Origin of the sequence: Geobacillus kaustophilus (assembly GCF_000948285.1) — a bacterium.
Lineage (GTDB): Bacteria > Bacillota > Bacilli > Bacillales > Anoxybacillaceae > Geobacillus > Geobacillus thermoleovorans_A.
In genome coordinates this window covers 878,398-893,953 of record NZ_JYBP01000003.1, presented here as the reverse complement: position 1 = coordinate 893,953, position 15,556 = coordinate 878,398, and the positions used below count along the sequence as shown (strand labels likewise).

General features: G+C 46.5%; 12 protein-coding genes and 4 pseudogenes. 3 read left to right on the top strand and 13 right to left on the bottom strand.

Going from position 1 to position 15,556, the window contains the following annotated elements:
- Positions 1-131: 131 nt before the first annotated feature.
- Positions 132-1,322 (bottom strand): ISL3 family transposase, encoded by a 1,191-nt coding sequence (locus LG52_RS05030; RefSeq protein ID WP_044731112.1) that lies wholly within the window; start codon positions 1,320-1,322, stop codon positions 132-134.
- 131 nt (positions 1,323-1,453) lie between these two features.
- On the opposite strand from LG52_RS05030, the gene LG52_RS19650 reads away from it, so the two are divergent.
- Both LG52_RS19650 and LG52_RS05020 read left to right on the top strand, forming a co-directional pair.
- On the top strand, positions 1,454-1,666 hold the full coding sequence (locus LG52_RS19650; RefSeq protein ID WP_156135621.1) for a hypothetical protein: 213 nt from the start codon (positions 1,454-1,456) through the stop codon (positions 1,664-1,666).
- A gap of 689 nt (positions 1,667-2,355) precedes the next feature.
- Entirely contained in the window at positions 2,356-4,023 is a 1,668-nt protein-coding gene (locus tag LG52_RS05020; protein WP_044731110.1) for an IS1634 family transposase, read from the top strand.
- Between the two features lie 364 nt (positions 4,024-4,387).
- Here the strand turns inward: LG52_RS05020 and LG52_RS05015 are convergent, their stop codons facing one another.
- The 4 genes and pseudogenes from LG52_RS05015 to istA form a co-directional block, all read right to left on the bottom strand.
- Entirely contained in the window at positions 4,388-4,660 is a 273-nt protein-coding gene (locus LG52_RS05015) for a hypothetical protein (RefSeq protein WP_197071960.1), read from the bottom strand.
- A 136-nt stretch (positions 4,661-4,796) separates the two neighbouring features.
- Complete coding sequence (locus tag LG52_RS05010) at positions 4,797-5,087, bottom strand: hypothetical protein (RefSeq protein WP_044731109.1); 291 nt, start codon at positions 5,085-5,087, stop codon at positions 4,797-4,799.
- A gap of 32 nt (positions 5,088-5,119) precedes the next feature.
- Positions 5,120-5,875: an IS21-like element IS5376 family helper ATPase IstB gene (gene istB / locus LG52_RS05005; RefSeq protein ID WP_044731108.1), complete on the bottom strand. Its 756-nt coding sequence runs from the start codon at positions 5,873-5,875 to the stop codon at positions 5,120-5,122.
- Positions 5,872-7,233, bottom strand: a pseudogene (gene istA / locus LG52_RS20965) (IS21 family transposase). The gene istB and the pseudogene istA overlap by 4 nt, the downstream one beginning before the upstream one ends.
- A 188-nt stretch (positions 7,234-7,421) precedes the next feature.
- Here istA and tnpC point away from each other — a divergent pair.
- Positions 7,422-8,870, top strand: a complete 1,449-nt coding sequence (tnpC, locus tag LG52_RS04995; RefSeq protein WP_044731107.1) for an IS66 family transposase — start codon at positions 7,422-7,424, stop codon at positions 8,868-8,870.
- 91 nt (positions 8,871-8,961) lie between these two features.
- On the opposite strand, the gene LG52_RS04990 is transcribed toward tnpC, so the two are convergent.
- From LG52_RS04990 to LG52_RS04955, 8 genes and pseudogenes are all read right to left on the bottom strand, one after another.
- Positions 8,962-9,333, bottom strand: coding sequence for a YidH family protein (locus tag LG52_RS04990; RefSeq protein ID WP_373278042.1), 372 nt, complete (start codon positions 9,331-9,333; stop codon positions 8,962-8,964).
- Positions 9,334-9,404: 71 nt separating this feature from the next.
- A pseudogene (locus LG52_RS04985) lies at positions 9,405-9,719 on the bottom strand (TlpA disulfide reductase family protein).
- A gap of 628 nt (positions 9,720-10,347) precedes the next feature.
- A pseudogene (locus LG52_RS04980) lies at positions 10,348-11,142 on the bottom strand (MFS transporter); the annotation flags it as partial.
- A gap of 373 nt (positions 11,143-11,515) precedes the next feature.
- Positions 11,516-12,055: an IS630 family transposase gene (locus tag LG52_RS20090; RefSeq protein ID WP_044731106.1), complete on the bottom strand. Its 540-nt coding sequence runs from the start codon at positions 12,053-12,055 to the stop codon at positions 11,516-11,518.
- Entirely contained in the window at positions 12,052-12,582 is a 531-nt protein-coding gene (locus LG52_RS20085) for a helix-turn-helix domain-containing protein (RefSeq protein WP_044731105.1), read from the bottom strand. The genes LG52_RS20090 and LG52_RS20085 overlap by 4 nt, the downstream gene beginning before the upstream one ends.
- Before the next feature lie 111 nt (positions 12,583-12,693).
- Positions 12,694-13,128 (bottom strand): annotated as a pseudogene (locus tag LG52_RS04965) (DUF4351 domain-containing protein); the annotation flags it as partial.
- Between the two features lie 167 nt (positions 13,129-13,295).
- On the bottom strand, positions 13,296-14,816 hold the full coding sequence (locus LG52_RS04960; protein WP_044731104.1) for an MDR family MFS transporter: 1,521 nt from the start codon (positions 14,814-14,816) through the stop codon (positions 13,296-13,298).
- A gap of 15 nt (positions 14,817-14,831) precedes the next feature.
- Complete coding sequence (locus LG52_RS04955) at positions 14,832-15,554, bottom strand: polymer-forming cytoskeletal protein (RefSeq protein WP_044731103.1); 723 nt, start codon at positions 15,552-15,554, stop codon at positions 14,832-14,834.
- Positions 15,555-15,556: the final 2 nt, after the last annotated feature.

Genomic DNA, 15,556 nt, shown 5'->3' with positions numbered 1-15,556 from the left:
AATAGGTTCATCAGTCAGGATCCTTCTTCCGCATACAGACCACGAAGTTGGTAGAATGGAAACAGTCAAGTGCTTTCCTTGACGGGTTCCATTCTACCAACTATCATACCGATAGCGGAAGAAGGGAGCGCTTAAGCAGCCTGACTGCCTGTAGTGTTCCCTGTACACTCCAGAAATACACGCAAACGAAACCGTTCTAGATTTCGATAGCCATATGCCCGGCGTTTGATGTTTTTGATCTTGTGATTCGTCCCCTCAATTCGGGCATTCGTATATGGGCACAAAAAGTAGGAAAGAATAGGCTCCTTCCACCTTTCAAGCGTGTTGGCTGCTTTCTGAAAAGAAGCAAAAGGGCTCTGTTTGGCTAACTGAATCCATTCTTCCAAGCGTTCCTTTGCTTCATGATATCCATCGGTTCGGTAAAAATCCCGAAACAACTCTTTCAGATAATAAGCAATGGAAAGTGCCGGATACTCCTCCAAGATATCGTCTAATCGAAGCCGTTGGTCCTTACGAAGCTTTTCACAGCCTTTCAAGAGAAGATATCGAGCCTTTTTCAATGGAGAAAATTCCTTTCTTGCTTGATCCAAGGCTTGTGTCACTTTTTGAACCACATGGTACTTATCGATGACAATCGAAGCAGATGGAAACAGGGCGCGAACCGCCTTATGATAAGGTTCCCACATGTCAAGAATCACCGTTTGGACCATTTCTTTCGACAGGATATTTTGGCTCAACAAGTTGATGGCGGAGTCACATTGGCGATCGGCATGCATTCCCATGACCGATCCGGCTCTGGCATCCATCAATACAGTTTCATACTGATGTCCCTTTTTTACAGCGATTTCATCTAAACTAAGCACCATTCCTTCTTGAGAAGATGCTTCTATCACTGTTTGACGCTCTTTTGCTTTTTTCGATGCGATGGAGTAATAAATGCGTTCCAATGTTGTATATGGGATGCGGTGCTTTCGGCTAACCTCTTGAATGGTGGAGCCTTCGCAAAGTTCATACAAGTACTCACAAAATCGATTGGTGTAGTGTTGATGGGGTGGAATCGATTCCAAAGAGGCGGAAAACACTTGAGAACAATTCCAGCACCGATAGCGCTTTACCTTTATGAACAAGTACACCGGTTGATGGAAAATCGCCAAATCCCGTACTTTTCTTGTCCGTCTGTCGTGGACAGAGGAAGTGGCAAACCCACAATGAGGGCAACGTTCCTGTGTCTCTGTTTTCTCTACATGAATCGTATAACCATAGGAAAGAAGTTCTTGTTTAATCACTTTAAATTCTGGCAATCCTAGTGGTATAGAAAGCACTTACGAGACCTCCTTAATGTTTATTTCACCGCTAACATTATTGCCAGGATCTCGTCAGTGCTTTCTCTTTTTTGTCACTAAATCACAAAATTTGGTGATGAACCGAAAAATATTATTCAAAATCTGGGAAAGTGAATAGACGGTTTAGTGAATTTATTGAATCGTTTGGAGGCAAAAAAGAGTTCAAAGAAGCTGTCAATAGTGTTAATTTAAAAACCGGACCTATTGTAATGGATAGTGGCAAGTTTGAGAAGTATGGAATTCCGACAGATAACCAAGTGAAAGCCATTCGTGAAGCTTTCATTAATCATGTGCTAAATCAAGCATCAAAAGAACAGAAATAGGGTACTTTTTCATTATTTAAATCTAAAGGAAGAGGAATGTCTTTATGAATCCTTTGAAACAAACAGGAAGCAAGACGATTATTTATAGTTCTCTATGTGTATCTGTCATCTTGTTCATTTATGCGATCAGCACGTTAATTATTGGGCCAAATATAATGAATACTTGGTTTGCTACTATATCTAGAGGTTTGGTTGCAATTATGTTTGGAGCAGTTTTTCTTAAGAAAACAAAAGGGGAAATGGATAAAAAAATTCGTTTTTTTAGAGTGTTTATTTGGACATGCACTTCTTTCGTCATTTTATGCATCTTATTTGTCGTATTCCTGTATTTAGTTTTTTAACGTTTCGTCGGTATTAAACGGAATACCTAGTGATAATCAGGTAAATGCCATTCGTGAAGCTTTCATCAATTACATTGAAGAACATTCTAAAAAAGAGAAAAAATGAATTTCTGGAATTGAGAAGGTGAGATCATGGGGAGATTAGGATCGGATGAGAGTTTAAATAAAGCTATGATATATCCCGAGTTCGACAGTTTTGAGGCCATTTTAGGCAAATGAAAATGGCCAAAATGCTGTTATATCAAAGATTTCGCGATGCGGATCCTAGAAAAAAACGCTGAATTTCATAGGCACATGACTTGTTTATTTTAACTTTTAAAACAGCCGAATATCGGTTATAATATAGGCATGTACATACGGCGAGTAACACGCAAAAACAAAGATGGAACGACCGTGGCGTATCTCCAGCTTGCTCACAACGAATGGGATCCGAAGGCCAAATATGCGAAAGCGAAGGTGATTTATTCGTTTGGGCGCGAAGACGAGGTGGATCGCGCTGTCTTGGAGCGTCTGGCCAAAAGCATTTCGCGATTCCTTTCGCCCGAGCAGGCTTGGGAAGTCGAAAAGTTGACAGGAGAAGCTTCCGATGACTTTCAATTCCAGTCATGCAAACACCTCGGCGGCGTTTGGCTCTTGGATCAGCTCTGGAGCCAACTGCGATTAGGGGAGATTCTGAACACCTTGTTTGCCTCCCGGCATCACCAGATTTCGCTGGAACGGCTCATTTTTGCCATGGTGGCGAATCGTGCGCTTCATCCATCCAGCAAGTTAGCGATGGAGGAGTGGGTGGAGAAAGACGTGCATATCCCTCATCTTCCCCAAGTCGCCAGCCACCAGTTGTACCGGGCGATGGATGAGCTGCTGGCTGTGCAGCCGGAATTGGAACGCCAAGTGTTCCATGCCGTGGCCGATTTATTGAACCTGGAAGTCGATTTGATTTACTTTGATACGACTTCGTCGTACTTCGAAGTAGATCCATCCGAAACACCAGAAGGAGAATCGCTTCGAAAGCAGGGGTTTTCCAAAGATAAGCGTCCCGATTTGGTCCAAATCGTCATTGGACTGGCCGTCACCCGGGAAGGAGTCCCCATTCGCGCTTGGGTATGGCCTGGCAATACGATGGATATGACGGTCATCAAACAGGTGAAACAAGACTTGATTGGCTGGAAGCTTGGGCGTGTGATCAGCGTGATGGACCGCGGATTTTCGTCTGAAGAGAATTTGCGAATCTTGCAACAGGCCGGGGGACACTACATTGTCGGCGAAAAAATGCGGTCCGGCAAAGCCGCCGTCAAAGAGGCCCTGAACCGTCGCGGGCGCTACCAACAAGTTTGCGAGAACTTGCATATCAAAGAAATCATCGTGGGCGACGGAGAAGCGCGCCAGCGCTATGTTCTCGTGTACAATCCCAGCGAAGCCGAGCGCCAACGCAAGGAGCGAGAAAAGCTGCTCGAATCGCTGAAAGAGGAGTTAGAAGGGCTTCGCCAACTCCCAAACGAAGCTCATCATAAGGCTACTTGCCGATTGCGTTCCCATCCTTCCTATGGAAAATACTTGCGCCAGTTGAAGGACGGAACCCTTCGCATCGACAAGCAGGCGGTTCGTGATGCCGAAAAGTATGACGGAAAATATCTCATCCGGACATCCGATAACACCTTGTCTGCCGAGGATGTCGCGCTCGGGTATAAGCAGCTCGTAGATATCGAGCAGGCCTTTCGAACATTAAAGCCCACATTGGAATTGCGGCCTATGTATCATCGCTTGGAAGACCGCATTCGGGCGCACGTGCTACTCAGTTGGCTCGCTCTCTTGTTAGTTCGGATCGTGGAGATCCGAACCCATGAATCGTGGCCGAAAGTAAGAGACGAATGTGAACGTCTCGTGCTTGGACATTTTTCTTCAAAAAACGGCGACCTTTATCAACGAACAGAACTGACGACCAAACAAGCGCAACTCTTTGCGGCTCTAGGGCTGGAGCCTCCTCCGAAGATCCTAGGCATCCATCCTCGCACCTAGATACACGCCCGAAGTATGCCCAAATGCCTCTCGTCCCTTTTGCATCAAGGGGCGAGAGGCATTTTGTTTGCCTAGTCGCTGTTGAACTCGGGTTGAAGAAGTAATAAGAGAAAGGATGCCTCATGTGGGCATCCTTCATTTCAAGTTTTTTCTCTTCTTTTGGATATATTGTAGTACAATATACGATAAATATGAGAAAAAGTAGCACATCAATAACCCAATCGAGGGAGTATGTTTTTAAAAAATCTTTTGCGGTACTTTTTATGACTAATAATAAAATACTAACGATTAATCCTATGATAACGCCGCTCATGGTAGTAAATATAATCTTTGCTTTACTCATTTTGGTATCCCTCTGTTGAATTTATATCGTTTTATCAAATACTGATGTTTTAGAATTAGGAGTGATTTTGTTTTTGTAGTTTGTTGCAAGTTCAGTCATCGTGAATGTGTACATTATATTCAAAGGTGTAATTTTTACAGTCCATTTTCCAAACTTTTTTCCTTGTATTCCATACAATAAGCTATATTTCATCAGACTCCAAAAATATCTGAACGGTCTGTGGTTATTTGTTTTTTCAACATCAATGCTTATTGTAAAAACCAATTCTTCATCTGGATTGTACCATTCCATCATTATCTTGGTATCCTGTTTAATGTTTACTGCTTTGCACCATACAATAACAACTTCATCCAAATAATTAAACACATTCTTTTTATTTAATGGTTTTAAATGATGGTCTAGTGCTGTACACGAGCAAATCTCTACAATGTTAATACGACCCACCACCAATTGCTTTATGTAGCCAATTTTCTGCTTTTGTTATACCTTTATCTATTGATTTTCCAATTTTAGTATTGTCAAACCATTTTTCTACACCTATTATTTTGTTAGATACTTCTGCAGCTACGTTACCTCCGATATATCCAGCAGCCCCACCTTTGATAGCCCCCATTGTTGTGTTTAGTCCGACTTTCCTTTCGAGCATTGTAAATCCTGTTGTAGCGGCTTTATAAGCGATTTGACCACCTTTGGTGTCAAGGCCGATTATTTTTTCCCCCAAATCGCCGGTTTAAAATTCCCCAGAAGGACCTTTCATTGATCCTTCTGTTTTTCTTCTTGGAGCCTCTTTTCCCGTAATCGATAGCTTTCCCCCTTTAGGTTGAAAATGATGGAATGATGCAGTAATCGATCTAACATCGCTGTCGCCAAAACCGAATCTCCCACGATTTCTCCCCATTCCCCAAAGCTTTTGTTGGAGGTGAGGATAATCGGGGCATGCTCGTACCGCCGGGCGACGACCTGAAATAAGTAATGAGCGCTGTTCGGGTCCAGTTTTAAGCACCCCATTTCATCCATAATGAGAACAGTTGGCTTCACAAACATACGAAGCTTTTTTTCCAGCTTTCCTTCCTGGTCGGCTCTTCTTAACTGAGTGACCAAATCATGGGCGGTAATAAAATACGTTTTATATCCTCTTACGATCGCCTCCATTCCAATCGAAATCGCCAGGTGCGTCTTTCCAATCCCCGGTGGACCGAGAAAAAGGATATTCTCTTTTTGGTCAATAAAAGACAACGTAAGCATCTCTCGAATCCGACGTTCATCCACTGAAGGCTGTGCGGTAAAATCAAACGTATCGATCGTCTTGCGATATGGCAGTTTGGACAGCTTGATGAGCGTTTGGATCGATCGTTCCTGTTTTTCGACGATTTCTGCCTCTAATAAGCGGAATAAAAACTCCGAATATGGTATATTATGAGTAGCTGCGTATTCTGCCATGGCGGACCATCGTTCCGCCATGACAGGCAAATGGAGTTGGTGGCAATACTCGTGTATTCGTTCTTTCATGAGCTTTCCCCTCGCAGGAATGCGTCATAAACGGACAATGGACGAGTATCCACTTCCACCGAAACAGGCGAAATGGTGGCGGCCATTTCCGTCTGTTTCTTTTTTATTTTTTCGGCGAATGCCATTACTTTTTTCTGTTGGTCCACGTGAGAAATCTCCTCCCCTCGAAAGTACAATCGAATATCTCCATTTAATCGCTCCTTCACCAGAATTTCTTTACCCGCATACTCCGCCGATAAGAGCCATTGTTCCCCTTTGTAAGAGAAACTGCCATCCCAATGCACCTTCCGATAGGAAAGATAGCTCGTATCGTAATCTTTCTGCGGGAGAGGTTTCAACTGTTCCTCTGCCCACTCTTGCGGAGGAATGCCGGTAGTGGCGTTTGGCTTCCGATTCGCCACTTGATCGAGCCAGCGATGCAAAAGGAAATTCAATTCTTCGATACTTTCAAACGATGTTCCTACATAGAAGTGATCCATAATATACTGAATGGGGTTCATCACCAAAAGATGTGCTTGACTTTTAAAGACAAACATGATAGCAATGTTGCTCAAAGAGACGTATGGTATTAAAAGGAAAAAATGCTGTTTTGATTTTCTCTATCATGATCGTCTTTATTTGTCAAATACACTTTGTGGTGAAGAGCCCTGAATGGCTCGTTCGACTTTCCCCTTTGTCTGGGCCCGGTAGGGCCGGCATACTTTTGGAATAAATCCGTAGTAACTCGCAAATTCAGAAAATCGTTGATTCCATTTCACCACTCCTTGTTCTCGCCCGTCTGTAACGGTCTTCATATTGTCAAATAACACCTTCTTTGGAACCCCGCCAAAGTACTTGAAGCTCTGAATCAGGCATTCCATTAAGTGTTCCTGATCCTGGCTGACCGTAAATACCGCGTATTTCATCCGCGAATAGCCTAACACAGCCACAAATAGCGATAACTTGACTTTTCTCCCTTCGATCACGACCTCCCCAACTTCTTTCCAATCGACTTGCATTTGTTCGCCAGGAAGCGTTTCATAACGAACGGTGTATTTCTTTTTCGCCGTCTCTCGGAAAGGCTGCATATAGTCCTTTAAAATCGTCTTTCCTCCCGTGTAGCCCTGTTGTCGAATTTCGAAAAACAATTTTTCGCTATTGAACACCCCATTCTCTAACATCCGTTTTTGAAGATATGGTTTAAATGGATCCAACTTGCTTTTTCTTGGTTTTCGCTTGAATTTGGAAGGGGGATTGGGGGAGTGAATATATTTTCGGACGGTTTTCCGATCGATCCCCAATTCCCTCGCAATATCGGAAATACTCCTTCCCCTTTCATACATCTCTTTGATCATGAAAAATTCCCCTCTCGTCATCATGAACCATAGCTCCTCTCGTTGACACTATGGTTCTATTATAAGTGGGGAATTTTATTCCGGCTATATTGGGGATTTTATCATCGGCTTTAACAGCAAAGTAACTATTCAGCCACCTCATAAAGTGAGCTGAATATTTTTTGGTTTTCCTGTCTATGATGTGAATATTGATAGACAAGGAGGTGAATCGCATGTTGACGGTACAACAAGCTGTATTGACGGTTGAAAGCTTAATCAGCAAAGTCCAACAACAAAAACAGCTCATTCATCAACTCATTCAAGAAAATGAACATTTGCGTCAAGAAAACAAACAGCTACGCAAAGAAAATGAACAACTGAAGTATCGTGTTCAAGAGCTGGAAGCACGCACGAAAAAAAACAGCTCTAATAGCCATCTGCCCCCATCTTCTGACCGTTTTGAGAAAAAGCGTTCCTCTCGTGAACCGTCTGACAAAAAGCCTGGCGGACAGGAGGGACATGAGGGAACGACGCTCCGTCAAGTGGAACATCCACATCATCGTGTCGTCCATCGCGTACATACGTGTCAAGGATGCGGGTCTTCTTTGCGTGACGTAAAACCGTTCAAAGTCGATGTCCGTCAAGTGTTTGATCTGCCTCCCGTGACGATGGAAGTGACACAACATGAACGCGAAGTGAAATCATGTCCACATTGCCGATGCGTGCAACAAGCCGAGTTCCCATCACACGTCACCAATCATGTGCAATATGGTCCACGGATCACGGCGCTTGTCGTGTATTTATACAACATACAAATGATTCCATATCAACGTTTACGTGACATGATGGAAGAGCTATATCAACATCCGATCAGCACAGGAACACTTGTCAATATGGTCAAACGAGGTCGCGAAGCACTCGAACCAAACATGGACATCATCGAGGAAGCATTGCTTCAATCGGACATCTTGCATGTCGATGAAACGAGCTTGCGGATCGATGGCAAACAGGCCTGGGTTCATGTCGCCTGTACATCCGCATATACGTACTTAGCTCCTCACGCTTCTCGTGGAAAGAAAGCAACCGATGAAATCGGGATTCTTCCACGATATAAAGGAACGATGATGCATGATGCATTCGGTACATACCCGAGATACACCGAAGCCACACATGCCCTTTGTCATGCCCATCATTTACGTGACTTGAAAGGATTCATCGAACAAGGGCATACATGGGCAAAACGGATGACCACGTTTCTATTAAATGCCAAACAAGTGGTCGAACAACATGGTGGCTTTCTTCCTGAAGAAGAAGCGAAACGTTGGGAGCACGTGTATGATCGCATACTCGAGAAAGCCAACCATCAGTTGGAAGGGATGACACCGTTGCCGAAAAAAGCGCTCTCCTTCGTTCGGCGACTTCAAAAACGAAAGGAAGAAGCGTTGCGCTTTTTGCGTGAAGCTCACGTTCCTTTTGACAACAACCAAGCCGAACGGGATCTTCGCATGGTCAAAGTCAAAGAGAACATCTCGGGTACATTTCGTCAGGAAACGTTCGCGCAGTCGTTTTGCATCGCAAGGAGCATCGTTTCCACACTCACCAAGCACGAAAAAAACGTGTGGGACTCGTTGTGTCTTCTGTTGACAGGCGAAACGATAGATCGTGTTCTTTCCGCTACGTAGGGCATTTTCTATGACAGAAATGCCCTATTTGTGCTGGGCTACTTTACACACTAGCATCGGGGTGAATAGTTACACAGCAAACAAGCCGCTGTTAAAGCAAGGTAAAAAAATAATATCCAAACAATCCGGTAATCAACAACAATAGAGAAGCTAAAAACCAAATTAACGGACGCGACGGCCGGAACGTTTGCTCATTTATTTGTTTCGTCTTCACGACATAACTAACGGTAGAAAACACAATCGTGCAGACGGAAATGACCACCGCCAATGCTCCGATAAGCTGAACGAGAAATGTTGATAATGCGCTCGCCGTCGCTTTTTCATGCAAATTGATCATCAAAAACGCAATCCCAATCACCGCGATCGAGGTGCGAATCCAAGCGAGAAACGTCCGCTCGTTCGCCAAGTGTTGCTGAATATATTTGGAATCTTCTGTCGTCTGTCGTTTTGCCTCTCTCACCATCTCTTCCCCTTTATACATTTATTGGATCGACTTCATCTGATCCACCAGCCAGTCATAACTCATCGGTCCAATCATTTTTTTCGTACAATCCCTTGCGAGTCAATGAGATAGCTTGTCGGAATCGCATGAGCCTGGTATTGTCGAGATACCTCTCCTTTTTCGTCAAGAACGACCGTAAATGTAATGTCGTACTCCTGTATGAAGCGCGCGACATATTCCGGCTGCCTTTCCGATTGGGTTAAATTGACCGCGACAATCTCCACCCCTTCATCTTTATATCGTTCATAAAACTTCTGCATATCCGGCATTTCCGCTCGACAAGGCGGACACTAAGTCGCCCACATGTTCACAATCACCCTTTTGCGGCGAAGATCAGATAGTCTCACTTCCTTCCCATCAAGCGTCCGCAATGCAAAATCCGGCGCTTGATTTCCCACCTCAACCTGCAACGAAAGCGAATATGACTGACATGTCGATCAATTCCTTTTTTCATCCAATGTTTCCATCGAACAGTGTGCCGTCTGTTTGACCCCCTTAGTTCTGATACGCAGTTTCCATCACTTTGCGATCATCCAAATCATCCATTGGCTAATTCCCCATATTGTGAAAAATACATACGCATAGTTCACTTTTTCGATAGGGTTTCGTTGCCATACGGTCCACAACATGACAGCAACAGTCAAAAATAATTGGTACAAATGAATAGGATGGGAAGCAAACCAACTATGATCCAACGATGAACCGTATCGCCTTTCAAACAAATAATAAACAAAGCGACCTCCTAAATAAATAACTATCAGCGAGTTCACTAACAAATGCATAGGGATTTTTTCGGTGATAGGCGCGAAACATCGTCACGATTACAGCCGTTGCCACCCCAAGCATGACACCGCGATTTCCACTTGGCAAATACAGCACCCCGAGCGGATTGCGCCATAACAAAGAAGGGGTTGCGAACAGCGGGTAGAGATTCCAAACAAGTCAATAGATCAACACACTTCACAGCCTACTTTGTCACGGTTTCTTCAAAGTTTCATCCATCCGCACATGTGAATAGACCCCCGCTAGAAACGGAAACAACGCTACAATCCCAATCGACCATGTCACGCCTACTACATCTGCTATAACCCCTGCGGCAAGAGCCCCAAACGCATAACCGCTATCTCTCCAAAAGCGATATACCCCCATCGATGACGCGCGCCAATTCGGTGACGCAACATCCCCGATCACCGCTTGCAAAGTCGGGTAAACCATCGCGGTACCCAAACCTAAAAAAATCGCCCCCAAGACCCATAAAGAAAAATGGTTGACAACTAAAAGAAACCAGAGCGAAAAAGCTTGCACCCACATGCCATAGGTAACCAGCTTCTTTCTTCCGATTTTGTCACTCAACGCCCCCGTGAACAGTTGAAAAAAACCCCACGCGGCTGGATATATGGCCACAATCGCACCGATCTCACTTACACTTAATCCGACTGTCGAAAAATATAAAGGAAACAACCCCCACGCCATTCCGTCTTTCAAATTAGTCGACAATCCAGAAAAGCTCGCACTAGAGAGAGTAGGATCTTTCCATGATGTCAAACGAAAGATCTCTCTAGAGGATAAAGGACGGTCTGGCATTGCCGAACCATGATCCTGAACTTGCGTCTTTAGGTGTTGTTCCGTATCCTTCACAATGAGAGACAGCAACATTCCGACCATCGCGATGCCGATTCCTACATAAAACGGTTCGGGACTTAATGAATAGCGGGAAGCCATAAATCCTGATACCGCTGCCATCATGGCGACGCCCGAGTAACCCGCAAACATATCCACCGCCGATTTCAGCTGTGCCGGTCAACAAAAAGAGGACGATCGCTTGCAGTATCGACACCCATCTCCTTGCAGATGGAAGGGAAGTCTATTATACTTCAATTGTTCGATATTCCCATCAACACCACTTATCTCGACTTCCACTTCAACAAAAAACACCTTGCCTTCACCGACAAGGCATTGTATTCATGATCTTTTGACAGCCGCATACAGTTACATCCACCATCCGAGTTTTTCGCCTGAAATCCGTACAGTGATGCAACATCACCGCCCCTCTCTGAGTATTCTCCGCAATTTTCTTCTGTGTCTTCTGTGATCCTCAAAAGAAGAAAATATATAAATGCACCTTGAAAAGTTAACTTTTCGATTACGCGGAACACCCCAAGCGCCGCAACACTTCCTCCGGGCGTTCCTGAATGTAATGAGCAAATCGTTGAACCGCTTGCACGATCTCGTGGCGGTCTTTGTGAAAGGCGTTGGCGATCATCGTATCCTTCAGCCATTTCCACAAACGCTCGATCGGGTTGAGCTGCGGCGAGTAGGGAGGCAGATACAGGAAATGAAAACATTGTCCTTCTTCTCGCAAAAAGTCCTTCACCATTCGAGCGTGATGAATCCGGGCATTGTCCAAGACGAGCGCAATGATCCGGTTGGGATGCCGCTCTTTGAGCAGGCGCAAGAAATCCAAGAACGTCGCGGCGTTGGCGGCTTCTGTTTGGTGAAGCACGATGTCCCCATCGTGGACGTTCACCGCGCCAAATACCGAAACATGGGCATGATGGCCGAATGTCGGCACACGTTTTTGACGGCCGACCTCGGACCAAGTGGATCGCAAGACATGATAAGAGCGGATATGCGTTTCATCGATGTACAGAAGAACGGCATCTTCTGTCTCCTTGGTGATCAAGTTTTTTTTATCAAATCCATTTGCTTTTCAAATTGCTTTTGCTCATCCGGATTCCCTTTCGCCAGCGTGTACGCAGGGCGAGTCCATGACAGACCTTGACGGTGTAGGAGTTTTCGCAGCGCTTCACGGGAAAGGCAAACACCAAAGTGCTTTTCGACATAGGATTGCAGGAGTTTGGTGTTCCAGGCCGAAGCGACGTCCCAGCCCAGTTCCGCGGGAGTGGTGGTCAACACAAGCTGTTTGATCTCTTCCTGCTGTTCTTCGGTGAGAAACGGCTCCCGTCCAGGGGCGAAATCCCGATGAAGCAAGAGCTCCAGACCGCCTTCATTGAACAGCGACACATAATGGGAAACGGTTTGTCGGCACACGTTGACCATGGAGGCCGCCTCTTTGCCCAAATAACCTTCCATGACCAAACGAACCGCCATCACCCGTTGGCGAAGAAGCGCGTTTTTGATTTTCCGTTCCTGTTTGCGAAGCGTCCGTGGCGTCCATCCGTGATCATGGGTGATGTTGAGACGTTTCATGAATGATCCCGCTCCTTTTCCATAGGTTTCCTTAGGAACAGGATAACCGGAGTGTGCATCGGTTATACGAAGGTTAACTTTTTAATGAGCATGTATATAGAAGCCATCCACTCATTCCTCCAGCAACCGTTGGATCTCTTCGACTGGAAGATCTACTAACCGGGCAATCTCATCGTTTGTCATCCCTTTGCGGGCCATGCTCTCTATGAGCCGCTTCATCCCTTCTTTTCTCCCTTTCTGCTCATAGGAAATGATCAATTCCAACACTTTCTCTTTTTCTTTCGTCTCCATCGTCTTCACCTCTCTTTGCAGTTGTCGCTCTTCTTCCTCCGACAGCTTTACATACGCTTCAAAAAAGCCCAAGAGCAACCGCTGCCTTGCCTCATCCAATTCGAGCCGCACGAGCATGCGCAGAAATTCTTTTTTCAACTCCACTTTCTCCCTTTCAGTATACCCCATTTTGCCAAGAAGGGCAGCCGCCACCAGATTGTCATGGCGAATGTAGTTTCGCCAGTTTTGCTTGCGCAGCTCCACCGGGAAAAAGCGAAGAATGGGGTTAGGATGATAAAAACGGCAACAATCGTTCACGATGATCGCAACCATGCAAATGATAAGCGGACGGTGTCATCCCCGCCATAGGATGAGCATCCGTCCACCCTTCGTCTCATCTCATTTCAGCGGTGACCAAACAAGGAGACGCGTCCGCTTAGTTCTCACTTACGTTCCCCCCGCGCACCCATCCGCACCGCAAGCCGCTCGTTCGACATAAACAGCACGCAAATGACCGCCAGCGCCGCGGGAATGAGCGCCCATAAAAACGTGTCGGCAATCGACGACGCCAACGCTTCCGTCAAACGATCGAGCACGGGGGCCGGAATGTGCGCCCGCGCTTCCGGCGACAACATCGCGCGCGGGTCGTGAACACCGCTTCCAAACGCTCCTTGAGCCATGCCGCGAAACTGCTCAGCCAATTGATCCGTAAACAAGTTTCGCTGAATGATTCCAAACACTGTAATGCCGACGGTCATGCCGAGCGACCGTACAAACGAATTCGTAGAGCTGGCCGCGCCCCGCTCCGTTTCGGAAAAGTGGTGGATCGCCGCCATGCCGAGCACAGAAAATGAAGCGCCGATCCCCAGACCGACAATGATCATATACCACGTCACCACAAGCCGTGTCGTATGTTTATCAATCGTCCCTAGAAGCCCGATCCCGACCGCAAACAGCAGCATAAACCCGAGCATCACATTGCGATAGCTCGTTTTTCCAGCCAAAAAACCGCCGAACTGGGCGGATACGGTCGTCGCCAGCATCATCGGCAACAAGATCAGCCCCGAATTTGTCGCTGAACCGCCTGTCACCCCTTGGATGAAAATCGGGATGTACACGGTGGCGACGACAAACGTTGCGCCAGAGAAAAAGGCGACAAGAGTCGTGGACGCAAACAGACGCTCGCGAAACATATGGTACGATACGATTGGCTCTTGCGCCTTCGTTTCCACATACAAAAAAGCGAGAAACAACAACGCGAACGCGGAAAACAGCCCGATGATCACGGCCGAGTCCCAGTCATACTTCTGACCGCCAAGCTCCAAAGCAAACATGAGGCAGACGATCGCCGGCACGAGCGTCATCACGCCAAGCCAGTCAATGCTTTGTTTCGAATGCTTCGACGACTCGCGATAATAAACCCAAAGCAACAAAAACGCGACAAGCCCGAGCGGAATGTTAATGTAAAACACCCATCGCCAATTTAAATAATCGGTGATATACGCCCCAAGCAGCGGACCGAAAATGCTTGACAGGCCAAACACGGCGCCGAACAAACCGCCCATTTTCCCACGTTTCTCGGGCGGGAAAATATCAAACATAATGGCAAACGCGATCGGCACCAGCGCCCCGCCGCCGATGCCTTGAATGGCGCGGAAAATGCTGAGCTGCACGATCGTTTGCGCCATGCCGCACAAAATCGAACCAAGCAAAAACACGACCATGCCAAATAAGAAAAATCGCTTTCGCCCGTACATATCGGACAGTTTCCCGAAAATCGGCATCCCGGCCATCTCGGCCACCATATACGCCGACGTCACCCAAACGAACTGCTTGAGCCCGCCCAAGTCAGCGACGATCGTCGCCATCGCAGTCGCCACAATCGTATTGTCCATTGAAGCGACAAAAATGCCAAGCAACAATGCAATGACCACCAATCCCATTTTTGTTTCTTTGTTCTCCATCGTCCCCGTCTCCTTCTACCTTTGTCTTTTTTCTTCCACCGCAGCCTGCTCATCCTGGGCAAAGGCTGTACGATATTCGACAAGCCCAATTTCACATCCTGGGCCGATCGTCACCCGATCCCCCCTGACGACTGCGGCTTTTGTATGTTCCAAATAAATGTCATCTCCTTCAATCGTGTCTGCCACTAACGTAGCGGTCAATGGGGAAAGACGTGTCAACCAATGAACAGCCTTCCATGTTTTACCTCGTTTAATGCGAATCATCCGCCCGCCGATTTCCTTGATCGAGCTGTCGGCAAAATACAACGACAATTCCACCTGCTCCGCATTCAACGTCTGTCCAATTCGCACGACCCCTGTCAACGAAACGATCTCCGCCTCGCAGCTTCCCGACACCGACAGCTCCCCATAGCCGCGAATGGCATCCGCTTCGACATTTCCCTCAACCTGCACCATCCCGAGTAGCTGAAGATGCCCAAGACGGGCATGGCCGCGGATGTCTGCTTCCCCGAACGCATCCATTTTCTCCGCATGCACAGGACCGTCCACGTTCGCCTGGCCAAACAGGCGAAACGTGCGGGCGGTGACCACTCCTTTCACATCCGCCGAGCCGAACACTTTCCAGCGATCGCATTCGATGTCACCCCGAATCGTCACATCACCGCGAATCGTGACGTGATGGAACGTGCCGCCGCCTGAAAGCGCCGATCCGTTAATCGTCAAATTTCTCTCCGCCATCG